We start from the raw sequence: 25,190 nt of genomic DNA, 5'->3' as shown, positions 1-25,190 counted from the left end.
CTTCTAACGCCCGGCACAGCGGCAGCCGTAACGGAGCGGTTTTGTGTTAATGTTTGAGCGCAGCGAGTAACACAAAACCGCGTAGTGTAGGCTGTCCGCCTGCTGCCGATTGTTAGATGCCAGTGCCACTTAATGAACGCTTGCCTTAGAAAGCAAATTTAAAACCAATACACCGCAAACTATTAAACTAATACCCACGAAACCCCATGCATCAATCTTTTGCCCGTAAAGCCCCCATGCAAAAGCAGTGACTAATACTACGCCAAGGCCAGACCAAACTGCATAGGCCACCCCTACAGGAATAGACTTCAAGACCAATGAAAGGAAATAAAATGCAATTCCATAGCCAACAATTACGATGAAAGATGGTACGAGCTTCGTAAAACCTTCACTGGACTTTAATGCAGATGTTGCAACTACCTCTCCAAGAATCGCAATAGTAAGAAATAACCAGCTTTTCATGATCCGCCTCCAATATGATTCGAAGGGAGTATATGTCTTTTTCTCTTAAAATTGCAGTCTTGAAGAAAAAAATTATTCGTGCGCAACTTTCCGGTTAATTACATCTAACAATTTAGTGTACGGAAAAAATCCTTTATGCAACGTGGATATTTTCCATTTATCATAATTTTCATAAACAATAACTTACAAGAAAATTTCCAATAAACAAAGTGTTAAATTATCAACGCAACGTCTGCTGTGCTAAATGCGGAATATTTCCTTTTTATTTTCATCACACCAAAAAAATACAGCAACCAAACGGTGTGCTGTATTTTTTTTACTAACGTAGCGGGTGTTTTTTTGTTTGTGTTCTTTTACACAACCTTACATAAACGGCGCTAGCGCTTTCACTTCTTTTAACTGCGGCGTTACGGTGGTGGTGTCGCCTACAATGGTTAAGTGCATTTTGCTTACGTCTAGGTATTTTTCAGTTACTTCACTAATGTCTTTTGGCGTAATGGCATAAATGTTTTTTACGTAGTCTTGTAAGTAGCTTTTATCTAACCCGTGCAATTCAATAAATGCTAATTGGGAGATAATGGCGCTACGCGACGAGTTACGTAATACAAAAATACCCGATAAGTAATTTTGAATACCGGCAAGTTCTTCTTTGCTAGGCGCTTCAGTGGCCAGTAGGTTAATTTCTTTTATTATTTCGTAAAGCGAGGCGCCGGTAGACTCAGCCGTAACGTCGGCAGCTTGATACCACATGCCCGTTCCCACGCGGTTCACTACAGCTGAATTTGGCGAATATGTGTAGCCTTTGTCTTCACGAATGTTAGAGGTGATACGGCTTGAAAAAGCGCCGCCTAATAACGTGTTCATTACGCTTAACGTCATGTAGTCGTTATGGGCAGGCGAGAGGGTGGCTAAGCCTAATCGAAGGGTCGATTGTGGTGCGTTTTCTCGCTCTATAACCGTTAGGCTTGGGCCTGCTTGGGTAAGCACCATGTTGCGTTCAGGCATTGCACCTTTCTTCCAACTGCCGAAAGCTTCTTTTACCGCGTTGGCTACTTGGTTTTTGTCAAACACGCCCGACACATATAAGTGGCTTCGGTTTGGTATAACATTGGTTGCAATAAACTGTTTGGTGTTGTCGGCGCTAATTTCGGCCAAACTTTCTTCTGTGGGAAACAGCGTGCCGTAAGGATGGTTACCATATACCGATTGGTAAAAGGCTTCCGACGCAATAGACGAGGGGCTCGATTTATCTACCGCTAATTCGCGCTGCCTGTCGGTTTTAATGCGCGCAATGTCACTGTCGGCAAAGGTGGCATTGAGCACCATATCGGCAAGTACCGTTGCCGCATCGCCGGTAAATTCAGACAACACGCTCATGCCTATGAAGCTTGAATCCATACCCACCGAAGTGTTTATTTCGCCGCCCATGCTAGCAACGGTTTCAGCCAATGCTTTTGCTGAGCGGTTTTGAGTGCCTTGTCTAAGCATTTCATAGCTTATATCAGACAACCACACATGGTTGCCGTCGTCTATGTTGCCGGTATTAGTAACTAACCTAAGGGTGGCTTTAGGTGTCGAGCCATAAGGAATAAAGGTAACGGTTAACCCGTTATCAAGTGTCATGGTGTCGGTAGCTGGTACAGCAAATGCTTTAGGTGTCGCGCCTACCGGTGGTGCTTCTTTGGCGGCGGCGCTAAATGCGCCAATGGTGCAGCATGCAACAATCGACGAGGCAATAAGTGATTTAGTAAACGTCATTGTTATTCTCCTTTTTCCGTAGCATTGGCTGGCGTCGCTTCGCTTGGGGCTTCACCTGGCGTTACCGTTAAAATGGTTCGGTTAGTAGGGCGAAGGTATTCTTGTACGGTTTTGGTGATAAGCGCTGGTGTCACATTCTTAAACTGCGCTTCTATTTCGTTGATTTTTGCTGGATTGTCGTCGAACAGGGCAAAACTTGCTAATAAGTCGGCACGGCCAAAGCCGTAAAACCCATCAATGGCATCAAAAAGGCTAGAGCGTATTTTTACTATTGCCCGGTCCATTTCTTCATTAGTGAGTGGTTGTTCACTGAGTTTGTTAATAACCGTGTCGATAGCCGAGGTGATAGTGTCGCGGCTGACGGTGTCGTCATGCGTAAACGAGCTGGTCCACAGCATAGGGCCGTTATAGTTAAACATGTTGCCAAGCGCGTAGTTAATGCCACCGCTAACGCTGCCGGTAATTTGCTTATTCTTTACCAATTCTTGATACAGCAAGCTGTCTTCACCTTGTACCAAAATTTGGTCGATAATGCCCATGGCATAATATTCAGGGGTGTTTCTAGGCGGCATTTTATAGGCAAACGCATAAGCAGGTTTAGGTGCTAGTTTGTCGAATTTATTGAATACCTTTTCTTTTTCTTGGCGAAGCTCGGTTAGGTCGGGCTGAGGTGCAAGTTCGGCCGATGGAATATCAGCAAAATACTTTTCTACTAAGGCTTTAGCATTGTCTACGTCAATGTCGCCAACTACCGCTAGTACGGCATTGTTAGGCGCATAGTACATGTTGAAGAAGGCATCTACGTCTTCTAAATTCGCTGCATCAAGGTCGGCTAAATCGCCGTAAAAGTTATGGGCGTTGTACCAGTTGTTGTAGGCGTACTGAGGCATGTCTAGCCATGGAAAGCCGCCATAAGGGCGGTTAAGTACATTAACTTTAACTTCGTTTTTTACCACGCCTTGTTGGTTTGTCAGGTTCTCTTGGGTAATGGCAAGGCCCTTCATGCGGTCTGCCTCTGCCCACAAGAAGGTTTCTAACTTATGCGACGGTACAATTTCAAAGTAATTAGTAAAGTCGAAGCGGGTTGAGCCATTTAACACGCCGCCGCTGTCATTAACCAGTTGAATAAACTCCATTTTGCCCAAGTTTTCCGAGCCTTGAAACATCATGTGCTCGAACAAGTGCGCGAACCCAGTTCTGTCACGAGGCTCGTTTCTAAAGCCAATGTTGTAGTACACCGCTACGGTTACAGTAGGCGCGGTGTCGTCTTTCGACAGTACCACTTTTAGCCCGTTATCTAGCGTAAAGTAGTCGATAGGTACTTGGTACGACACGCCCATATCTACATTCTTTGCGGCGTCTACAATTTGCTGTGCATTGTCTACGCTTGCTGCACTACTGGTTTCTTTTGAGGTCGGTGCCGGGTTACAACCGCTTAGCAGTACGGCCATTACGCCGGCTGCAACGAGTGAAAGCTTCTTCATAGTATTCTCTTATAATAGGTTGAAAGTAAACCGTGCAGCACCGACGTCCTTGCCGACTAAAATGCGAAATACTTAGCAGGTAACCTGATGAAGTACGGCGTATAACAACAAGCATGCTGCTTGTTGGTGGTGGGGTCAAGCATTAGGGGGTCATAAATTAGGCAGTGAATACGATGAATATCATCGCTAGTTTCTGTTTTTGTTGCGGCAACGTACGTACTGTAAAGCGGCAAAAGTTTTCCGTTTTATTAACAGGGCTGTGAATTCTTAGCACGTGACGGCAATTGCAACGCCTTTATAAAAACCTAAAAACCACGTATACACAGCGCTGCAACGGTATATTCAGGTTTTCATGAGTTATTCAAAATGTGTTGTTCTTATTGGTGTAAAAATTGCAAATCCAAAAATAAAAGTACATTACATGGCTGCGTATAGTGTACGCCGCATGTTGGCTGTTACACCGCCCGTTGCGCTTAAAGGGCAACGATTACAAGGGCGTTGTAAACGCAATGAGTGCAATAACTATTCGGATCAACATCATGTCTCGTTTTAAAAAGACACTAGGTTTATTACTTGTCACCACCGGCATTTTGTCGGGGTGCTCGTCATCGCAAAATGCTAACGAGCTTTCTCAATCACAGCTTGCTACCGTACCGGCCCTTGGCAACGTGGAATATCACACGTATTTGTTAGCCAACGAACTATTTGCCGATGTAGGGCCCGCAAGACAGTCGCGCTATGCGGTCGTCGGTTTTGTGCCAGTAGACAGTATGAAGCACAACAGTGAACATCAGCACCCGCTAATGTTATTAGGCCACCAGTTAGAGCAGGGGCTTATTACCGAAGCAACCAAGCGCGGATATAGCACTCAAGAATTTAAGCTTTCAAACGATATAATAGTAAATGATACGAGCGACAGAATTTTAACCCGTGATATCGACCAGCTATCTAACATTGAACGGGTCGATTTTTACATTACGGGCACCATGGTGTATCAGCAGTCTGGTGCCATGGTGAACGCGCGCATTGTTAACGCTCGTAATAAGAATGTAGTAGCGGCCGCAACGCGCTTCTTTCCCGCAGAGCTATTTTGGGAAGAAGAGCAAATCACAACGCGTGGCGGGCTTCTCTATCGCACGCAAGGTATGAGGTAACGGGATGAAAAAATTAAACAACGCCATAGCATTAGTAGTTGCTGCGTCGTTATCGACTTTAAGCGGTTGCGCAATGATGGCGGGTGACGAAGAGGTGGCTGCTGTCGAGCCAATGCGCCCCGCAATGAATGTTATTGATATTACCGCACAAGATCGCTCTCCATCGATGATGGAAAAAAACGATGATGAACCCGTAAGTCAAGGTATGGACGCCTACGGCGCTATTGGCCAGCCACCGCTGTATTCTAGTGTGCAAGGTGCGTACAAAGGTCGCCCGCTTACCAAACACATTGGCGATTATGTAAAAAACATGACGCAAGACCTTATTGCCAATATGGAGTACGTAAACGAAAAAACGCCAATTGGTATCACGCATTTCGCATTACTCGATACCGACTTGCAGCAAACCGATTTGTTAGGTCGCCAAATGGCTGAGTCTTTTCTGCACGAACTTCATAAGTTTCGCGTGCCGGTAATCGACTTTAAAGCCACCGAATACATTCGCATTACGGAAGCGGGCGATTTCGTGCTTAGCCGAGACTATTTAGAGCTTAGCAGCAGCTTACCTATCGAATATGTATTAACGGGCACCATGACTAAGCACCAAGGTGGGGTACTGGTAAACGCGCGTATATTAGGTATGGAATCAAGAGCCGTTGTGGCCAGCGCACAAATGCTTGTGCCTTTTTACGTGGTTGACGCGCTTATCCCAAGCGATGGAAGCGAGCGAAACGGTATGCGCGATGGTGTCAAATTAAGCCGAGGGTAGCAGTATGAATTTTCGCTTGATTATCGGCCTTGTTGCGTTAGCCTCAATCACGTTATCAGGGTGCACGAATACCGCGTCGATGGGCTCGTTTTGGCTAGGTGACGACGGCACAATTACGCACGATGCCGAACCCGTTCAGGTACCAAACCGCTCTGGACTGGTTTATACACCCGATTCTCGTGATCGCCAGTACCAACAGCATGTCGCGGTTGACCCAGGCTACAAAGATCCAATGCACCACGGATTTTTCCCGTCTCAAACCCACAAGCGGTTAAACGATTATGCGTCTCAACTAGCCATGGAGCTAATGGACAACGCAACCCGTTTAACCCATCAAGATATGGTTGGTGTTGCCAGTTTTGTGCGCCTTAATCATACGTTAGACGACGCGCCTATTTTGGGTAACCAGTTGTCTGAATACCTTATTGCAGAACTGCAAGATTTTGGCTTGGCCATTGTCGACTTTAAATTGGCCGGTGGTATTACGGTAACGCCAATTGGCGATTTTGTGTTTACTCGCAAGGGCGAGCGCTTAGCCAAACAAGTTGAAATGGACCATGTGGTTACCGGCACCATTATTGAGGATGACAGAGGCGTTCGCGTGAACGCTCGTATTGTGTCGCTTAACAATAAGCAGGTGGTTGCCAGCGCCAATGTTTATATTCCGGCCTTTATCGTTACCGACTTAAACAAAATCGACAGCCAACAAGCTAACGCGTTTTAAACCTTCTTTTTAGTTTACTAAGCGCCGAGTTAATGCGAATTGACTCGGCGTTTTGCGTTATGTATTCAGTGTACCTGTTATGCTTTTTACGCGTTGTCTTCAAACAGGCCGCGTATTGCGTCTCTTGTCATAAACCGTGAGGTGTTAAGCGCATTGCTAAGTGTGTTTTCAACTGGCAAGGGTTCGTGACATAAGCTACTAACCAAGAGTTCTGCCATTAATGGCGAGGTAGTAAGCCCACGAGAGCCTAAACAGGCTAGGGTACTCACAGGCGTATTGGGCAGTGTGGGCGCCGAGGTTAACGGTTTGCCTAACCCCAACATTTTATAGTTCGTTTTAAGCCCGATAAAGTCGTCTAGCATACCTACCACAGGGTGGTGATCGGGCGAGCCTAAGCGAATGGCTGCTCTGGCCGTGCCATCGTGCTTAAGTGTGCTAATGATGTCGGTTTTAGATAACGCCTGCTCGTGCATGGCTAAATTATCTTGGGTTTCTTTTGGCCGTACCTGCGTGTCTAAATCGTCTTTCACGTAGGTAGACCCCAGCGCATGACGCCCGTGCAGAGCCGGTGTCATATAACCCTTGTGACATAATACCGTTGTTAACTGTGATATTGGCGCTTGCGTGGCAATGGCTTCTACTTGCCCGCGTACCGGCCTAAGCGGCATAGCACTGAACGCCTGGGTATTAACCGCGCCCGCACCCGTGGCTAAAATAAGATGGTCTGCTTCAATCGACGTACCATTTTCAAATGACACCGTTACGGGTGGCGTGTCGTTCTCACTACGTAGATGGTGCGTAACATAAGTATGGGCGGGCAATAAGGTTAGGTGCCCACATTGTGCCGCGCGCTCAATTAAGGCCGTTACCAGTTGTGGCGGAGAAATCCACCCCCCTTTTTTTATGAATAACCCAGGGTAGGGCAGTGAAAGGTTCGCAATGTCAGACGCTTGCGCTGGGGTTACATAATCAATGAGTTCTGTTGGCCATACGTCAGCCTCGGAAAGCTTTTTGTGTCGCGCTAGCGATTTATCGTTAAAGCTTAGTTGTAATACGCCACAAAAATCGTGTTCAACATGCTGAATATGCGTGAACAACTGCTGATAACACTGGGCGGCATACAGAAACCCATGTGCTTGAATTTTGCTGGCAACGCTGGCTTCGCTATGAAGCTGCGGGTAGAAGCCTCCTTGTGGGTTGCCAGATGCACCAGTAGCAAGCGTGTCCTCGTCAAAACAAAGTGTTACACGAATACCCCGCTTTACTAGCGAAAGTACCGTGGTCGCAGCAGCAAGACCAGAGCCCACCACAACCACATGGCTGTCGTGGTTTAGCGCGGCTCTATGATAGCGATAGTACGGCCCTTCTGCTGCCCGAAGGCGTTGGTTGGTATTGGGCGAGTTCACATCAAACGTACCGGTTATCATGTCGCGTTTTCGGCCAAACCCTTTGCGTTTTTGAATAGTAAAACCCACCGCCGCAAGGCCACGTTTCACTATGCCTGCCGCCGTGAAAGTGCCAAAGGTGGTGGTGTGTTTGGAAAGCCTCGCCATTTGAGAAAATAGGGCGTCGGTCCACATGTCGGGGTTTTTACTGGGGGCAAAACCATCTAAGAACCATGCATCTACTAATCCATCGGTAGGGGTAGACCACTGCGGAAGTAAGTTATGTACATCACCAATCCATAAATCCAATGTGGTATTGAATTCGTCGAAGTGAATGCGGTGGCACCCTTCAAGGTGCATTGGGTAACGTTCGCCTAATGTTTTTGCTTCTTCACAAAGCGAAGGAAACGCACGTAGCGCTTGTTGCATATCGGCATGTGGAAGCGGGAATTTTTCGGTGCTAAGAAACTGTAATCGGGTTAAACAGTGCGAAGGGTTCTGCGCTTTAAATTGTGCAAATGCTCGCATGGCCACTAAAAAGTTAAGCCCAGTACCAAAGCCGGTTTCAGCAATCACAAAAACAGGGTGTTGCCATGTAGCCCACCGCTCAAGTAAGTCGTTTCCATTGATAAACACGTGTTCAGTTTCGTCAATACCACTGTCGTTTGAAAAATAAACATCGTCAAAATGGTCGGCAACGGGCGTACCGGTTTCGTTAAAATGAACTTTGGCTTGTTGTGATTTCACTATTATTGCTGCTCTTAAACTGCCGTTACGGGTTACGTTGGTTTGGGTGTTGGTACGTCGTTATTCTACATGGTTACTACGTGAACGTGGCACCTTGAAGCAGCGCAACCTTCGTTAAGCTTTTGTGAACTTATTCAATTGCACTAGTCATTGATCATACCTTTCATGCTACATTGAGAAAAGTAAGGATATAAATGACGTACATCATAATCAATCGAACAATAACAAAGATGTGGCCCATAAAGTTCGAGGAGTTCATGCAAAGCAGACCACTTCGTCATTTAAAATCATTACCATAAGCCGCATCAACGCAAAGGGTAAACTATGAGAAGAGCAGTTATCACCGGTCTTGGCATTGTCTCAAGTATCGGCGCAAATAAAAATGACGTACTTGCTTCATTAAAAGCAGGTAAGTCGGGAATCACATTTTCTGACCAGTTCGCAGAAATGGGCCTTCGCAGCCAAGTGTGGGGCAACATTGATATCGACTTGAAAGAACATATCGATAGAAAGGCAATGCGGTTCATGGGCGACGCCGCTGCGTATGCCTACGTTGCAATGCAACAAGCTATCGACGATTCAGGCTTAGACGCCGCTGATATTTCTAACGACCGTACGGGCATTATTGCTGGGTCTGGCGGTGCGTCATCAGAAAACCAAGTATTGTCGGCAGACATTTTGCGCGAAAAAGGCGTTAAACGCGTTGGGCCTTACATGGTGCCACGTTGTATGGCGTCTACCGTTTCAGCGTGTTTAGCTACCCCTTTCAAAATCCGTGGTGTTAACTATTCTATTGCGTCTGCATGCGCAACCAGTGCGCACTGTATTGGTAACGCGTTAGAACTTATTCAATTAGGCAAGCAAGATGTTGTGTTTGCTGGTGGCGGTGAAGAACTGCATTGGTCACTTTCAAGCCAGTTCGATGCCATGGGCGCGCTAAGCTCCAAGTACAACGACAACCCATCAGTGGCCTCGCGTACTTATGATGCTGCACGTGATGGCTTCGTTAGTTCTGGCGGCGGTGGTATGGTTGTTGTGGAAGAGTTAGAGCACGCACTTGCACGCGGTGCTAAAATTTACGGTGAAGTAGTAGGCTATGGCGCAACGTCTGACGGCTTCGATATGGTTGCCCCTTCTGGTGAAGGCGCCATTCGTTGTATGAAGATGGCAATGCAAAATGTAGAAGGGCCAATCGATTACCTAAATACTCACGGTACGTCTACCCCTGTTGGCGATGTTAAAGAGCTGGCTGCTATTCAAGAGGTATTTGGACAGTCTGGCGTACCCATCAGTGCGACAAAATCACTAACCGGTCATGCACTTGGTGCCGCCGGGGTAAATGAAGCAATTTATAGCATGCTAATGATGGAAAATAATTTCATTGCGCCGTCTATCAATATCGACACACTTGATGACGCAGCGGCAGGCTTAGATATTGTTACCGAAACCCGCAACGCCGAGTTAAACACGATTATGTCGAACAGCTTCGGTTTTGGTGGTACTAACGCGACGTTGGTCATTCAAAAATACAAAGGCTAGTTGCCGTTTTGTAAACTGAGCGAGATTACGAAAACGCTGCCGTTGGCAGCGTTTTTTATTTGTGCAGCAAAATAATAAAAACACCACATTTGCTGGTTCTTTGAGGCTCACTACCTACGTTAATACCAGCGTTAATACTTACGTTTACACTCATTATTATGGCCTGAGTGTCTGATAACTTGAGAATTATGAAATCTGTCATATGCTTGTTTTGTAATGTTACAAAAATGTAAAAACAATAATCAAAACAGGAAACACTATGAGCGGTTTGAAATTAGTTCGTCAATTAACATACGTTGCAGCAATAACCACAATGGGGTTTGTGGGTGTTGCTAACGCAGAAGAAGAAACGTTTTCGACAGAGGCTTATTGCCTACTGCAAAAAGAAAATGTAGATACCCGTTATCTTGCGGCGTACGCCGATAAGTTGGGCTTAGTGCCCTCACGTAAAACTTGTCGATCGTTTTTAGACTTTGCCGAGTCTGTTACCCCGAAAGAATGGAATTACCCTCAAGGACGTCCCTATCCGGGAAGTGTAATCCGCTTATCCCCTGAGCAACTTAAGCGAATTCGCAACGCGAAAGAAAAGTAGGCAAAAAATAGCGCACTGCCTACGATGGCAGTGCGTGTCAATTGGCACCGCCCAATTTACACCGCTATGTCTATGTCTATATAAGCATTATAGCTATTGTGCATAACGGCAACGTTATCGCTCGTTGCTCGCCAATAACGAAAATAACGCTGACGGATCAGGTACAGTAATTTTTCCGTAATGCAGTGTCACCAGCCCATCGTGTTGCAATGCGCGTAAAATTTGGTTCACGGTTTGTCTGCTGCTATTAATCATTTGTGCTAGCGATTCTTGCGACAACGTTAATGTAATCGATGCGTCTTGCGGTAAATGCTGACCATAACTGGTGGCTAGCATCAATAACCGGCGTACCAATTGATGGGTTAATGACAGCCCAGCAGTAGAGTCAATAAACTGGAACGCGCTTCTCACGCGCGAACATAAAAGGGTAGTAAAGTGCCGATACAGTTCTGGGTGCTTCGCAAGCAGTGCGGTAAACGAGGCTTTCGGGATAATTCCTATCTTACTTTTGCCCTCGCTGTAATTGTCGTGCGTGCGGGGAAGGTTGTCGAATAAAGATATTTCACCAAACCATGTTCCCGGCCCCAGCAGGGCAAACAGCATCTCTTTGCCATCATATCCCGGTGTGACTACGCGCAATCGGCCTTCAATAACGCCGTAAAAACCCACGCCGTCCTCGCCTTTAGCATGAAGCTGTTGGCCTGGTTTCAAGTGCTTAACCCGCACTTTATCAAGTAGTGCGTCTTGCAAATGTTGCTCGATAGCGGCAAACCACGTGGAGCTGGCTAAACTAGAAAGGTCTTCCATTATTAACAAATTTCTTACAATGTCGTAATTACGACAGTGTACCGATGATTTTGCCAGTAAGGTAGAGAAAACTAAGTGTGGAGAGTGTAATGAGTGAATCAGTAAAGCAACAAGTATCAGAAGCTGAATGGCAAACCCGTGTCGATCTGGCTGCGTGTTATCGGGCAGTGGCTATGTATGGATGGGACGACCTTATTTTTACGCATATTTCTGCACGTGTACCTGGTCCAGACCATCATTTTCTTATCAACCCCTACGGCATGATGTTCGACGAAGTAACAGCGTCAAGCTTAGTTAAAGTCGATTTGCAAGGCAACAAAGTGATGGAGAGTGACTACGATATAAACCCAGCGGGGTTTACTATTCATAGTGCTGTGCATGAAGCGAGAGACGATGCGAAGTGTGTCATGCACCTTCATACCACTGAAGGGGTAGCGGTCTCTACATTAGAAGACGGGTTGCAAGCGTACTCGCAACAGTCGTTGTTTCCCTTAGCTTCACTGTCTTACCATGCGTATGAAGGGGTAGCGCTTAATCCCGACGAAAAAGCACGACTAGTGAGAGACTTAGGTGATACTCAATTTATGATTTTGCGTAATCACGGCCTGCTTACCTGCGCAGATACTATTTCGGATGCATTTCTTTTCATGTTTATTATGCAGCGTGCTTGCGAAATTCAATTAAAAGCGCAAGCAACTGGTAAGCCTATGATCCCCATTCACTCGGCTATTTTAGCGGGTATTCGTGCGCAAGCTTCTGAAGTAACTAAACAAGCGGGTGGTGCGTTAGCATGGCCAGGTATAAAGCGTCGTGTTGAACGCCGCTTTCCTGGTTTCGATGCGTAGAATGAAAAAAACGCGTTAAGATAACGGGAGAACAAACCCCCGTAATATATTGTGGTGCTAAGGTTACTAATTGCCAATATTGGGGTAAACTTAGCGCCATGAAAATACTCTTCGAAGACACAATCCCGTTCGGATACGAATACTTAAGTGAATTGGCCGACGTAACACGTTATGCGTGGCAATCGCTAACCCCAGACGATGTCGCCGATGCTGACATTATGGCTATCCGCTCTACGACAAAAATAAATGCTGCGTTATTAGGTAACGCGTCGTCGCTGTCGTTTGTCACTACGGCAACGTCGGGTACAAATCATATCGACGCTGGGTATCTAAATCAGCGTGGTATTGCGTTTGACGATGCCGGCGGTTGTAATGCCGTTGCTGTTGCAGAATATGTGCTTAGCACGTTATTTAATGCACACAATGCTAAAAAACTATCGTTGCCCAATATTACGGTAGGTATTGTTGGTGCGGGCCATGTGGGAAGCGCGTTGTGCGCTCGGCTGGTTGCCCTTGGGGTTAACGTGAAACTGTGCGATCCCCCTTTACAGGCGGCCGGTGATAAACGCGAGTTCTGTTCGTTTGAAGAAATACTACAATGCGACGTAATCACGCTGCATGTGCCTTTTGTTCCGTCAGGCCCTTACGCTACTGGCAAGCTAATTGATGAGCAGGTTCTTGCTTCGTTAAAGAGGTCTCAACTGCTTATTAATGCATGCCGCGGTGAGGTTATCGACGAGGCCGCGTTAATCGCAAGGTTAAAACAAGACAATGCTCCCACCGTAGTGCTTGACGTGTTTAACAACGAACCGTCAATAAACCTCGATTTGCTCACGTACTGCTGGATGGTAACCCCTCATATTGCAGGCCATTCCGTTGAAGGCAAGGTACGTGGTACACAAATTATCTATGAGCAAATTGCAGCGCGGTTAGGGAAACCGGTTTCCAAAAGTCTCAACGACTTCTTGGACACACTACCGGAAAAAAATGTTTTGTTTTCAGCTGCTTCATCACAAATGCTAGATATCAACGATATCGGTCAACTCTTTCTTAGCGTTTATAATATTGCCGACGATGACAAGAAAATGAGAGAGGCACTTGCCGCGGCAGACACCGATATTGCCAGTACGTTTGCATCACTGCGCAAAAAATATCGTATTAGGCGAGAGTGTACTGCATACACACTTAACCCTGCGTCGGCATTGTCGAGCCCGGCGCAACAAACACTTATGCAATTAGGGTTTGGCTTTGTTGGCCATACGGTATAATTGCTATTAACAACGAATTATCAGTAAAGGAGCACACCATACTATGTCACAAGCCTTTGATGTTGCCGTTTTAGGAGCAACAGGTTTAGTAGGCCAAACGATGATTGAACTACTTGCCGAACGCGGTTTCCCAATCAACCGCCTGTACCCACTGGCCAGTGAGCGTTCAGCAGGCACGACCGTTTCATTTAAGGGCGAAGAGATAGAAGTACTTGATGCGGACAACTTCGACTGGTCGTTAGTCCAGTTTGGTTTTTTCTCAGCAGGTGGCAGTATTTCCGCGAAATATGCGCCACTCGCCGCAAGTGAAGGGTGTATTGTTATCGATAACACCTCGCATTTCCGTTATGACCCAGAAATTCCACTCGTGGTGCCAGAAGTTAATGCGCACGACTTAGCCGACTTCAGAAACCGTAATATTATCGCGAACCCGAACTGTTCAACCATTCAAATGATGGTGGCGCTAAAGCCTATTCAAGATGCCGTTGGTATCGACCGTATTAACGTGGCAACGTACCAGTCTGTTTCAGGCGCGGGAAAAAATGCGATGGAAGAATTGGCGAAGCAAACCGCTGGCTTGCTTAATGCCAGAGAAGTAAAACCTGATGCATTTAGCCGCCAAATTGCGTTTAACGTTATTCCGCAAATTGATGATTTTCAAGATAACGACTATACCAAAGAAGAAATGAAAATGGTGTGGGAAACACAGAAAATCATGGGCGACGACAGTATTTTGGTGAATGCAACCGCGGTGCGTGTACCAGTATTTTATGGTCATGCCGAGGCAATACACTTAGAAACACGCTCACCAATTGACGCCGAACAAGTAAAGCAATTGTTAGCTGATGCACCAGGGGTAACCGTGTATGAAGGCGCCGACCAATTTCCGACACAAGTGTCCAGTGCCAGTGGTAACGACATTGTGCATGTTGGGCGTATCAGAAACGATATTACGCACCCTTGTGGCCTGAATTTGTGGGTGGTATCAGACAATATTCGTAAAGGGGCCGCCACGAACAGTATTCAAATTGCAGAAACGTTAATTAAAGATTATCTATAAAATTTGGGTATAACTCGTGCAAAAGTGGCCAGATAAGTAAACATTTTTATCTGGCCGCCGATAACAAAATATAACGATATTCAACAAATACATAGTGCTAGCTAGATTGCCTTCGTTAACTGGTTTATAGTTTTGTTAACACAGTATGGAATCAATGTGTGGCAAGGCGCCAATAAAGTACGGTATTGTTGATGTCAGCTACCTAGTTAAAATGTAATACTGCGCTGGAATTTGCTCATACATTAATGAGTAATTTCATACGATAAGAATAAGGTTTTGCACCGCGTAATTATAAAGATAGTGCACAAACTATGAAGGCCTACGTGCAAGTAGGAATGACGCTTGAGGGCATATAGGAACGCTATGAAACTGCATTTGACGGGCTTACTTCTTCTGACGTTTTTTTTGTCAGCCCCCCATTTTAATGTCCATGCTCAGGAAACCGCTACGCAGTTAAGAGGCCCTAAAGACGCCACTACTCAATTTTCTGGTCTGGAATATGGCCCAATAGACTCTCAAGATACGCTATGGCGTATTGCCGATAGATACAGACAAAACAATAATTTATCTGTTTATCAGGTCATGAACGCTATTTACGAATTAAACCCTGATGCGTTCGAAAACGGGAACCTAAATTTACTGGTTAACGGTGCGGTATTAAAACTTCCCTCTGAACGTTATATTGCACGAATAGACGCTGAAAAAGCACGAATGCGCGCAGAGCAAGACGATAGACGATTTGCCGAACTGGCTAATGAGCCTGGCGCAAGTGTACGCAACATAAAGCCCCCGTCGCCGCTTGTTAATCAAAACGACCTGAATGCCACACAAACCAATATAGAACAAAAAATTACGCGTTTAGACGCGGAACAAACACGCCAGTTTGACGAGTTGCGCATGCAGTTCTCTGCATCGTTAGATAACGTGCAGGCCTTACTTAATGAAAATAAGAAGTTGTACGAGCGAGTAGACGCCGTAAATACCGAACTTGAAAGCTTGCGTAATCAAGTAGAAGGCGATGTAAGCGCGCAACTAGACATGCAAGTTGCTTTGCAGCAAGAGCTGCTTGATATGATTAAAGCCGACCAAGCTGCTCGCGATGCAGAAAATGAGCAATCGATATTAAAAGCGCTGACCAGCCCAATGAGTATGATCATTGGCTCAAGTATTCTTACGTTACTTCTCGTTGGTGGGCTTATTGCGTGGTTGCTTAAACGTAAACCTTCTGATGCACCACAGCCTGCGCCAGTACAAGACACAAGCGACACAGTGCCTATTCCTGACGCCGACATTGACGACCTGTCTTCCACAATGGTGCCCGACCTAGATGATGGCGGTGATTTATCGGACGATGAACTATTTAACGACGACGAACTGCTAGATGACGTACTAACCTCAGAACTCGATGACGACCTAGATAGCGAATTAGAATCGTTTACCGATTTAGACGATGACATGTTAGTGCCTGGCGACGACTCTGATGATCTGTTTGAGTCTGGCGCTGATGAGCTTGACCAAAGTGATTTGGATAGCTTATTCGACGATGATGATTTGTCAGATAAAGTACTGGGTAGTGATGAAGACAGCGATCTAGAAGGGTTTGATTTATCGGCCGATGATGATGATGTATTAAGCGAGTTTGAGAGCGACGCTGACACTGAAGAAACTAACGATGACTTAGACGCTGGTGAGAATGACGAGCAGCCCGAAAGCGCCGAAGCCAGCAGTGATAGCGCCGATATTGATGACTTTGATATTGACGACATTTTAAATGATGTTCAATCGGCCGAAGCAGCGCCAACCGAGGCGCAAGAAGATGACGCACCTTCGCTCCCTAGTGTTGAAGACGAAGACGACACACCAGAAATTGATATTGATGATTTATTGGAAGCCAACAGCGCAGAGCCAACGCTAACCGATGAGCTCGACAGCAAAGATGAGCTTATCAACGAGGATATGCTTGAAAAGTTAGATGATGAGATTAATCAACAGAATCAAGAGCTGAACAGGATAACAGACGATTTGCTTAACGAAATCGAGCAAATTGAAATGATGGGCGGGCTAGGCGAAGAGTCGTTAGATGATGATGAAGACGATGAAGTTTCAACGGGGGCTGCGTCGCCCCAATCAATCCGGAGTCTTGATGATATTGTTGATGATCTAGATGAAATAGACGTTGATGATATTGAGAATGCCGACGACTTCTCAGACCCTTTATCGGATGATTTGATTGCCGAGTTGCAAGCTGAAGACGAAGAAAGCAATGACAACAGCGGTGAAGACACGATTAGCAACGAGGTTGCTTTCGATGAAGACGTTGATGATCCGCTAACCGATGAGCTGCTGTCAGAACTTGAAGCAGAATTAGAGCCTGAAAGCGATACAGACGCTGAGCCGAATGACGACATAGGCGATGACACAAGCGAAGTAGCAGGTGACACGGATGACTTTGAAGACCCGTTAACTGATGAATTGCTATCAGAGCTTGAAGCTGAGCTAGAGCCGGAAAGTGATGAAGACGCTGAGCTGAGTGACGACATAAGCGATGGCACGGATGACTTTGACGATCCGTTAACTGACGAATTGCTATCAGAGCTTGAAGCTGAGCTAGAGCCGGAAAGCGATGACGACGCTGAGCCAAGTGACGACATAAGCGATGACACAAGCGAAGTAGCAGCAGATGACACGGATGACTTTGACGATCCGTTAACTGACGAATTGCTATCAGAACTGGAAGCTGAGCTAGAGCCAGAAGCTGAGACGGAAACGGAAACTGAAGAGCCTCCACTGCAAGAATCAGAAACCGTTGAAGAAGATACAGCTGAAGAGCTAATGGCTGAACTTGATGCCGAACCAGACGTTGAGCTAGAGCCTGAACCAGAAATCGAGCCTGGCATTGAAGCTGCCGTAGAGGAAGAACCAGAAACAGCAGAAGAAGATACAGCTGAAGACACTGCTGACGAGTCGCTAACTTCCGAAGACGACGTAGATGACGCGCTAGCTGAAGAGCTAATGACTGAACTTGATGCCGAGCTAGACGCTGAGCCGGATATAGAGCTTGAGGCCGAGCCAGAAGCTGAGCTAGAGCCTGAACCAGAAGTTGAGCCTGAAGTTGAAACTTCTTCAGATCAAGAATCAGACACCGTTGAAGAAGATACAGCTAAAGACAGTACTGACGAGCAGCTAACTTCTGAAGACGACGTAGATGACGCGCTAGCTGAAGAGCTAATGACTGAACCAGAAGTTGAGCTAGCGCCTGAACCAGAAATCGAGCCTGACACTGAAGCTGCTGTAGAGGAAGAACCAGAAACAGCAGAAGAAGATACAGCTAAAGACAGTACTGACGAGCAGCTAACTTCTGAAGACGACATAGATGACGCGTTAGCTGAAGAATTAATGGCTGAACTTGATGCCGAGCTAGACGCTGAGCCGGATATAGAGCTTGAAGCCGAACCAGACGTTGAGCTAGAGCCTGAAACAGAAATCGAGTCTGAAACTGAGACAGAAACTGAAGCTACTGTAGAGGAAGAGCCAGAAACCGCTGAAGAAGATGCTGGGGAAAGCGCTACTGAGGTTTCAAGCGAAGAAGAAACCGGCGAAAACGCTGAACCTGACAATGCCTCTGAAACTGAAAGCTCAGACCCGCTCGATGACGCGCTAGAGGCATTCGACAAACAGATGATGGACGACATTCCATCATTCGGTGATGTAGATGCGGCACCAAAAGACAGCAGTAATGAGCCGCAGGAAGACGTGCAGGTCGATGACGACGCAGATGCCGATGACTTTGATGACAGTATTCTCAATGACGCTTTCGATGACGTAGATGACTTTTCATTAGCGCAAGAAGTGGATGGTGTTGAATCGGAATCTGAGCCTTCACAGCCATTAGGCGATAAGGAAAGTGCTAAGCCTGAAGAAGATATCAGTGAACTAAAAGACGTACCTGGGCTAGATGACTGGTTATCTGGGCATGAAAATGATGATATCGACGAAGATGAAATCTTCAACGAATTAGAAGGGGCCGAGTTTGATGAGCTTCTTGAGTCTATAGATTCTGACAGTGAAGACGTTGCGCTACCGATTGATGAAGATAGCGATCCTCAGCCAGCGTCAGATGATGCTCAAACATCAGCGCCCTCGATGCAACTAGATAATCCTGATTTAGACTTAGAAGCATTATTAAGCGAAGTTGCGCCAACAGAAGCTGGCAGCGACGATAAAGTTGCGCCAGAAGATTTTCTTGATGTCGACGCGCTAATTAATGACGGCGACGACGAGAACGATATTGACCCTGACGATGCCGAGCTTGATTTAGATGTCAGCCTTTCTGACTTCACTGGCGTAAGTGATGACGACGATGTTATCGACATTGATAAAGATGCTGGCCAAAACGCCAACCTCGATTTAGCACGGGTATATCTTGAAATGGACGATGTTGATTCTGCAAAAGAGCTACTCGACGAAGTGATGTCATTGGGCAGTGATGAGCAGAAAAAAGAAGCAGATGAAATTTTGAAGTCGATAGGGTAATTGCAACTTGTTTTATGTGCGACTAAACTTACCGACTTTTCATTTCGAGGGTAAGTAGACCATGGGGCGAATTGCCTTAGGCGTTGAGTATGATGGTGCAGCCGTTTTTGGATGGCAACGCCAGCGAGAAGTGCCCAGCGTGCAGGAACATCTTGAAAAGGCACTGTCTATTGTTGCCAACACCGACATTGAAGTTCAGTGCGCTGGCCGCACTGACGCAGGTGTTCATGCAACTGGACAAGTTGTACATTTTGATTGCGACATTGAGCGTCCAGCACGAGCGTGGACGTTAGGTGTTAACGCCAATCTTCCGGATTCTGTTGCCGTAACATGGGTAAAAGAGGTTGATAGTGAGTTTCATGCTCGCTTTTCAGCAACCCACCGTCGCTATCGTTACGTTATACATAATGACAAAATGCGCCCCGCTATTTTGCATAATGGAGTGACGCACGAGCACCGCCACCTTGACGAAACTAAAATGCACGAAGCAGCCCAAGCGTTGCTCGGCGAGCAAGATTTTACCTCGTTTAGGGCATCGCTATGTCAAAGCAAAACCCCATTTCGCAACGTGACCAATGTCAGTGTATACCGCTATGGCCGTTATGTTGTTATTGATATCAAAGCCAATGCATTTCTTCACCATATGGTGCGTAACATTACCGGTTCGCTTTTAGATATTGGGGCAGGCGAGCAGCCTGTTGAATGGATTGCTGAGCTACTTACCTTAAAAGACAGAAGCAAAGCGGCAGCGACGGCAAAGCCGAATGGATTGTATTTGGTAGATGTCACGTACCCCGAGCATTTTAATTTGCCAACACACGCGCTTGGGCCGTTGTTTTTGCCTGAATAATAGACAGCATATATAGGGTATGTGGGCCTGCAAGCGCACGTCAGCGTTCGCATACCAACTTCTTAGACCAGTTTTGTTTTTTCCATTTTCCTGTATTGTGGTCTAATAGCGCGCTATATTAAGTGGTTATACTGTTATGTCGCGCTTTTTTAATTGGCATCTCGGGCAGTAACTCAGACATTCATGCAGTACTGGTAATAAGGTCGAACTAAAAACACCGCCAGTGCGCTAAAAAAACAAGGGATTCATTTTTCATGAGCTGGATTCAAAAAATTCTTCCGCGTACGCAAACATCGACAAAAGGCAATGTGCCTGAAGGTATATGGACAAAATGTGGTTCTTGCCAATCGGTGCTTTATAAAAGTGAATTAGAAAAACTACAAGAAGTATGCCCAAAGTGCGACCACCATATGCGTATTACGGCTCGCCGACGCATCGACGCCTTTTTAGATGAAGGTGATCGTGTTGAATTAGGTGCAGAGCATGAACCTCAGGATATTCTTAAGTTTAAAGATTCCAAACGCTATAAAGACCGTATTGTCGCTGCGCAAAAATCAACGAATGAAAAAGACGCATTGGTTGTTATGCAAGGCAAGCTGAAAGGTATGCCAGTGGTGGTGGCGTGTTTCGAATTTGCCTTTATGGGTGGGTCGATGGCGTCGGTAGTAGGCGCACGTTTTGTGGCTGCTGTGAATGCCTGTTTAGAACACAATATGCCGTTAATTTGCTTTTCAGCAAGTGGTGGAGCCCGTATGCAAGAAGCACTCATGTCGCTTATGCAAATGGCGAAAACCTCTGCTGCATTAGCAAAGATGAGCAAAAAAGGTTTGCCGTACATTTCTGTACTTACCGACCCTACGATGGGTGGTGTGTCGGCGAGCTTAGCCATGCTAGGTGATGTTAACGTTGCAGAGCCCAAAGCACTAATTGGTTTTGCCGGTCCTCGCGTTATCGAACAAACCGTACGCGAAAAGTTACCTGAAGGTTTTCAGCGCAGTGAATTTCTGGTTGAAAAGGGCGCTATTGATATGATTGTTGACCGCAGAGATATGCGTGATAGATTACACGGCTTGTTAACCAAGCTGCATCATAAGAATTAGTGACTATAAAACATAATAATGAAAGTGGCTCAGAGCAGCGTTCTCTGAGCCAATGGCTCGATTACCTTGAGTCTATTCACCCTACCGCTATCGACATGGGCCTAGACAGAGTAAAAGCGGTTGCAGACAATATGTCTTTGCACCTCGACCATGCGCTCGTTATCACCGTAGCTGGCACAAACGGTAAAGGCACCACCTGTTGTTTTCTTGAGCAAGCGTTAATTGGCCAAGGCAAGTCGGTTGCAGTATATAGCTCTCCTCATTTGTTATCGTATCGCGAACGGGTTCGTTTAAACGGTGAACTTGCGCAGGAAAGTGCGTTTTGTAACGCCTTCGAAGCCATCGAACAAAGCCGTGGCGATATCAGCCTAACGTATTTCGAGTTTAGTACGCTTGCTGCCATAAAAATGATGCAAGACTGGCAGGTAGACGTCGCTATTTTAGAAGTTGGGTTAGGAGGGCGACTTGATGCCACCAACATTATCGACCCTGACTTATCGGTCATCACAACTATCGACCTTGATCACCAAGACTGGCTTGGAAATACCCGCGAAAAGATAGCACGAGAGAAAGCGGGTATCTTGCGCGCGAATGGCAAGGCGGTTATTGGCGACCTTTATCCACCGGCATCGCTTTACGATGTTGCTAAAACACTTAATGCCAATGCAGTTTGGGCAACGCAAGATTTTCTGTACGGCCAAGACAACGACAATAGTACCTGGTCTTGGAAGGGGCGTGAGCACACGTTTTCGGCGTTACCAATTCCGAATATTCCGGTACAGAACGCCTCAACGGCCTTGGCAGCACTGGAATGCATTGATATGCTCCCAGATAACGATGCCTTGGTACGTATGCTCAAGCGTCTTCAGATGCCCGGTCGCCAACAAAAAATCAGCGAATCGCCATTAGTGGTGGTTGATGTAGCGCATAACCCACAAGCAACGGCTGCTATGGCGGCATGGTTAGCACATTATGATGCAACCAAGATACGTGCGGTTGTTGGCATGTTAAAAGACAAATCGATTGTTGAAACCCTAGCTAATCTGTCATCATTATCAGCACAGTGGTATACCGCCACTACGCAGGGGCCGCGAGGCTGTGATGCAGCGGTGCTTAGTGATGCGCTTAAACAGGTAGGGGTTGATGCTAATGCGATTGTTACTTGCGATAGCGTGAAACAAGCCTACGCTAACGCGCGGGAAGATTACAAAGACGGAGAACTCATTTTAGTTTTCGGTTCTTTTGTTACCGTCGCTGACGTACTGGAATAATTACAAAATAAGTCTTTGTAGACAGGAGAGTGATGTGACATCGGCCTTAAAGAACAGACTAGTGGGCACCATAATTGTTGTGGCGCTTGCTGTTATCTTCTTACCCGACTTTTTAAACGGCAAGAAAGAAACGAATAAAGAACCTTTTGTTTCTGTTCCCACACCGCCGCAGAAGAAGCCTATCGTAGAGCCAGAGCCTTTCCCATCAGAGCGGGTAGCTAACGCGTCACAGCGCCCTGTTGAGATAACCGATGACGTTGCCATAGACGATATGCCAGAAGCGCGCACCATTGTTGAGGCCGAAGTAGCGCTAAACAATGAAAGTGCTGAAGTAGATGACGATGCAGATGATCTCGCCAATCAAACGGTGGTGGATGCACCTGCCACCGCTGAAGAAGATGCCGGGTGGGTTATTCAGTTGGGAAGTTTTAGGCACGAAAAGAATGTGAAAGGCTTATTGTCAAAATTGGAGAATGCGGGCTATCGTGCGTTTAGTCGTCGTATCCAAACCAGCTCTGGGCCGTTAAATAAAGTGTTCGTTGGGCCAGACCTTGATAAAAAGAAACTTGAAGCGGCGCTCCCACATTTAAAAGAGCTGACAGATTTACGCGGTAAAGTGACGACGTTTAAGGTGGGGTAATGTTTACACATTGCACACCTTCTAAACAATTACATACTGGTAATCTTTGAAGCTTCTGTTAGAATGCGCGCCATCTCGCCACCGGCATGTTGCTACAAAATGCTACGCAACGACAACGCAATGAAGAGACGATGAACTGGGTAGACTTTTCCATACTGGGTATCATAGCGGTATCTACCTTAATAAGCCTGATAAGAGGGTTTGTTAAAGAAGCCATCTCATTGGTAGTTTGGTTTGCTGCACTGTTTGTTGCCAGTAACTTCTATGCCGAGTTAGCTGTTTATTTTACGGCGATTGACGATACATATATAAAAAATGGTGCAGCAATAGCTGCGCTTTTTGTAACTACCCTCATTTTAGGCGGAATGCTTAATTTCGCGATTGGACAACTTGTCCAGATAAGCGGCCTCTCTGGTACAGATAGAGCCCTTGGAATTGTATTTGGTGCGCTTCGTGGTGTACTCATCGTAAGCGCCTTACTCTTTTTTATGGATACTTTCACCAGTGCTGCATCGTCGCAGTGGTGGCAAACTTCGGTATTAATTCCAGAGTTTGGTGTCATTATTGAGTGGTTTTTCACATTTGTGAAAGACAGCTCCAGTTTCTTAACTCCCGCTTGAAATAGGTAACGCACATGTGTGGTATTGTCGGAATAGTTGGTAAAACGCCCGTAGCACAGTCACTTTATGATGGTTTGACGGTCATTCAACACCGTGGGCAGGATGCTGCTGGTATCATGACTATCGACCAGAATATGTTCAATTTGCGCAAGGCGAACGGATTGGTTCGCGATGTGTTCCATACGCGTCATATGAAGCGTTTGTCTGGAAACATGGGGATCGGCCACGTTCGCTATCCTACTGCCGGAACGTCGAGCTCAGCTGAAGCACAGCCGTTCTATGTTAACTCTCCGTTTGGTATTGCATTTGCGCACAACGGTAACCTGACTAACGCTCACGAACTGCAAGAAGAAGTCTTTAAAATTGCGCGCAGACACATTAACACGACGTCTGACTCAGAGTTGCTATTAAATATTCTTGCGCACGAGCTTCAGCAAGTTGCAGGGCTATCGGTATCAGCGGATCACATTTTCGAAGTTGTGACCAAGGTGCACAAAAAGATCCGTGGTGCTTATGCAGTGGTTGCTGCCATTATCGGCCAAGGTATTGTCGCTTTTCGCGACCCAAATGGTATTCGTCCGCTTGCGCTAGGTAAGCGTATGACTGAGATGGGTGAAGAGTGGATGGTTGCGTCTGAAAGCGTGGCATTAGACGCGGTAGGCTTCCAGTTCATTCGCGATGTAGCCCCGGGTGAAGCGGTTTACATTACCGAAGACGGCGAGTTACATACCAAGCAGTGTGCCGAGAACCCGGTAACCTCACCATGTATCTTTGAATTTGTTTACTTTGCTCGTCCAGACAGCTTTATCGATGGCATATCGGTTTACGCATCACGCGTAAACATGGGCCGCAAGTTAGGCGAAAAAATCAAGCGCGAGTGGTCTGATTTAGATATTGATGTTGTTATTCCTATCCCTGAGACATCAATGGATGTTGCGCTTCAAATTGCCAATACGTTAGAACTGCCTTATCGCCAAGGTTTTGTTAAAAACCGATATATTGGCCGCACCTTCATTATGCCCGGCCAGACAATGCGTAAAAAATCTGTGCGCAAGAAACTAAACGCAATATCGTCTGAGTTCAAAGGCAAAAGTGTACTGTTGGTCGATGACTCTATTGTACGTGGCACCACGTCAGGTCAAATTATTGAAATGGCCCGTGAGTCGGGGGCAAAGAAAGTGTACTTTGCCTCTGCAGCACCAGAGATTCGTTTCCCGAACGTGTACGGTATTGATATGCCTTCTGCCAACGAGCTTATCGCTTACGGTAGAGAGATTGATCAAATTGCCGAACTGATACAAGCCGACGGCCTTATCTTCCAAGATATCTCTGATTTGGTTGATGCGGTGCGTGAAGAAAACGATGCTATTCAACGTTTTGAAACGTCAGTGTTTGACGGTAACTACATTACTGCCGACGTGAATCAGGAATACCTAGAGCGTATTGACCAATCACGCGGTGAGCAGTCACGCAATGCGCCAGTGGTGCAAGCAGAGTTAACCAACTTAGATGTGTATAATATGGATAACAACGATTAAGTTGTTACGTCATTAAAAACGAAAAAAGCCGCTAATTAGCGGCT

General features: G+C 46.2%; 20 protein-coding genes. 15 read left to right on the top strand and 5 right to left on the bottom strand.

Annotation, left to right across the window (positions count from 1 at the left end; genetic code table 11):
- Window positions 1–129 precede the first annotated feature (129 nt).
- From qacK to AC27EZ_RS15685, 3 genes are all read right to left on the bottom strand, one after another.
- Window positions 130–465, bottom strand: a complete 336-nt coding sequence (gene qacK / locus AC27EZ_RS15695) for a quaternary ammonium compound efflux SMR transporter QacK (RefSeq protein ID WP_445429078.1) — start codon at window positions 463–465, stop codon at window positions 130–132.
- Window positions 466–825: 360 nt separating this feature from the next.
- Complete coding sequence (locus tag AC27EZ_RS15690; RefSeq protein WP_487136221.1) at window positions 826–2,220, bottom strand: M16 family metallopeptidase; 1,395 nt, start codon at window positions 2,218–2,220, stop codon at window positions 826–828.
- 2 nt (window positions 2,221–2,222) lie between these two features.
- The gene (locus AC27EZ_RS15685; RefSeq protein ID WP_487136220.1) at window positions 2,223–3,704 is read right to left on the bottom strand and encodes a M16 family metallopeptidase; all 1,482 of its coding nucleotides are present in this window, start codon (window positions 3,702–3,704) and stop codon (window positions 2,223–2,225) included.
- Window positions 3,705–4,243: 539 nt separating this feature from the next.
- Here AC27EZ_RS15685 and AC27EZ_RS15680 point away from each other — a divergent pair.
- The 3 genes from AC27EZ_RS15680 to AC27EZ_RS15670 are packed head-to-tail and all read left to right on the top strand — an operon-like array spanning window position 4,244 to window position 6,351.
- The gene (locus AC27EZ_RS15680) at window positions 4,244–4,858 is read left to right on the top strand and encodes a FlgO family outer membrane protein (RefSeq protein WP_487136219.1); all 615 of its coding nucleotides are present in this window, start codon (window positions 4,244–4,246) and stop codon (window positions 4,856–4,858) included.
- 4 nt (window positions 4,859–4,862) lie between these two features.
- Complete coding sequence (locus AC27EZ_RS15675; protein ID WP_487136218.1) at window positions 4,863–5,627, top strand: FlgO family outer membrane protein; 765 nt, start codon at window positions 4,863–4,865, stop codon at window positions 5,625–5,627.
- Window positions 5,628–5,631: 4 nt separating this feature from the next.
- Window positions 5,632–6,351 (top strand): FlgO family outer membrane protein, encoded by a 720-nt coding sequence (locus tag AC27EZ_RS15670; RefSeq protein WP_487136217.1) that lies wholly within the window; start codon window positions 5,632–5,634, stop codon window positions 6,349–6,351.
- Window positions 6,352–6,437: 86 nt separating this feature from the next.
- Here the strand turns inward: AC27EZ_RS15670 and mnmC are convergent, their stop codons facing one another.
- Window positions 6,438–8,483, bottom strand: coding sequence for a bifunctional tRNA (5-methylaminomethyl-2-thiouridine)(34)-methyltransferase MnmC2/FAD-dependent 5-carboxymethylaminomethyl-2-thiouridine(34) oxidoreductase MnmC1 (gene mnmC, locus AC27EZ_RS15665; RefSeq protein ID WP_487136216.1), 2,046 nt, complete (start codon window positions 8,481–8,483; stop codon window positions 6,438–6,440).
- A 324-nt stretch (window positions 8,484–8,807) separates the two neighbouring features.
- Here mnmC and fabB point away from each other — a divergent pair, with 324 nt between their 5' ends.
- Window positions 8,808–10,022, top strand: a complete 1,215-nt coding sequence (gene fabB, locus AC27EZ_RS15660) for a beta-ketoacyl-ACP synthase I (protein WP_487136215.1) — start codon at window positions 8,808–8,810, stop codon at window positions 10,020–10,022.
- 259 nt (window positions 10,023–10,281) lie between these two features.
- Window positions 10,282–10,614: a hypothetical protein gene (locus tag AC27EZ_RS15655; protein WP_487136214.1), complete on the top strand. Its 333-nt coding sequence runs from the start codon at window positions 10,282–10,284 to the stop codon at window positions 10,612–10,614.
- Window positions 10,615–10,728: 114 nt separating this feature from the next.
- Here the strand turns inward: AC27EZ_RS15655 and AC27EZ_RS15650 are convergent, their stop codons facing one another.
- Window positions 10,729–11,421, bottom strand: coding sequence for a Crp/Fnr family transcriptional regulator (locus AC27EZ_RS15650; RefSeq protein ID WP_487136213.1), 693 nt, complete (start codon window positions 11,419–11,421; stop codon window positions 10,729–10,731).
- 89 nt (window positions 11,422–11,510) lie between these two features.
- Between AC27EZ_RS15650 and AC27EZ_RS15645 the strand changes: the two genes are divergently transcribed.
- The 10 genes from AC27EZ_RS15645 (at window position 11,511) to purF (ending at window position 25,146) form a co-directional block, all read left to right on the top strand.
- Window positions 11,511–12,266 (top strand): class II aldolase/adducin family protein, encoded by a 756-nt coding sequence (locus AC27EZ_RS15645; RefSeq protein ID WP_487136212.1) that lies wholly within the window; start codon window positions 11,511–11,513, stop codon window positions 12,264–12,266.
- Window positions 12,267–12,364: 98 nt separating this feature from the next.
- Complete coding sequence (locus tag AC27EZ_RS15640) at window positions 12,365–13,534, top strand: 4-phosphoerythronate dehydrogenase (protein WP_487136211.1); 1,170 nt, start codon at window positions 12,365–12,367, stop codon at window positions 13,532–13,534.
- Window positions 13,535–13,577: 43 nt separating this feature from the next.
- On the top strand, window positions 13,578–14,594 hold the full coding sequence (locus AC27EZ_RS15635) for an aspartate-semialdehyde dehydrogenase (RefSeq protein WP_487136210.1): 1,017 nt from the start codon (window positions 13,578–13,580) through the stop codon (window positions 14,592–14,594).
- Between the two features lie 363 nt (window positions 14,595–14,957).
- A complete protein-coding gene (locus AC27EZ_RS15630) occupies window positions 14,958–19,127 on the top strand; it encodes a FimV/HubP family polar landmark protein (protein ID WP_487136209.1) in 4,170 nt (1,389 codons plus the stop codon).
- A 61-nt stretch (window positions 19,128–19,188) separates the two neighbouring features.
- Window positions 19,189–19,977, top strand: coding sequence for a tRNA pseudouridine(38-40) synthase TruA (truA, locus tag AC27EZ_RS15625; RefSeq protein ID WP_487136208.1), 789 nt, complete (start codon window positions 19,189–19,191; stop codon window positions 19,975–19,977).
- Window positions 19,978–20,231: 254 nt separating this feature from the next.
- A complete protein-coding gene (gene accD / locus AC27EZ_RS15620; protein WP_487136207.1) occupies window positions 20,232–21,077 on the top strand; it encodes an acetyl-CoA carboxylase, carboxyltransferase subunit beta in 846 nt (281 codons plus the stop codon).
- Entirely contained in the window at window positions 21,077–22,348 is a 1,272-nt protein-coding gene (folC, locus tag AC27EZ_RS15615; RefSeq protein WP_487136206.1) for a bifunctional tetrahydrofolate synthase/dihydrofolate synthase, read from the top strand. Before accD ends, folC begins: the two co-directional genes overlap by 1 nt.
- A gap of 34 nt (window positions 22,349–22,382) precedes the next feature.
- Window positions 22,383–22,988 (top strand): SPOR domain-containing protein, encoded by a 606-nt coding sequence (locus tag AC27EZ_RS15610; protein WP_487136205.1) that lies wholly within the window; start codon window positions 22,383–22,385, stop codon window positions 22,986–22,988.
- A gap of 131 nt (window positions 22,989–23,119) precedes the next feature.
- Window positions 23,120–23,608 (top strand): CvpA family protein, encoded by a 489-nt coding sequence (locus tag AC27EZ_RS15605; protein WP_421131787.1) that lies wholly within the window; start codon window positions 23,120–23,122, stop codon window positions 23,606–23,608.
- Window positions 23,609–23,622: 14 nt separating this feature from the next.
- Window positions 23,623–25,146 (top strand): amidophosphoribosyltransferase, encoded by a 1,524-nt coding sequence (gene purF, locus AC27EZ_RS15600; protein ID WP_487136204.1) that lies wholly within the window; start codon window positions 23,623–23,625, stop codon window positions 25,144–25,146.
- Window positions 25,147–25,190: the final 44 nt, after the last annotated feature.

It is taken from the genome of Alteromonas sp. 4NH20-0056 (assembly GCF_057539655.1).
Note: the sequence above shows the minus strand (reverse complement) of the source record. Positions and strands in the feature narration are given on the sequence as shown.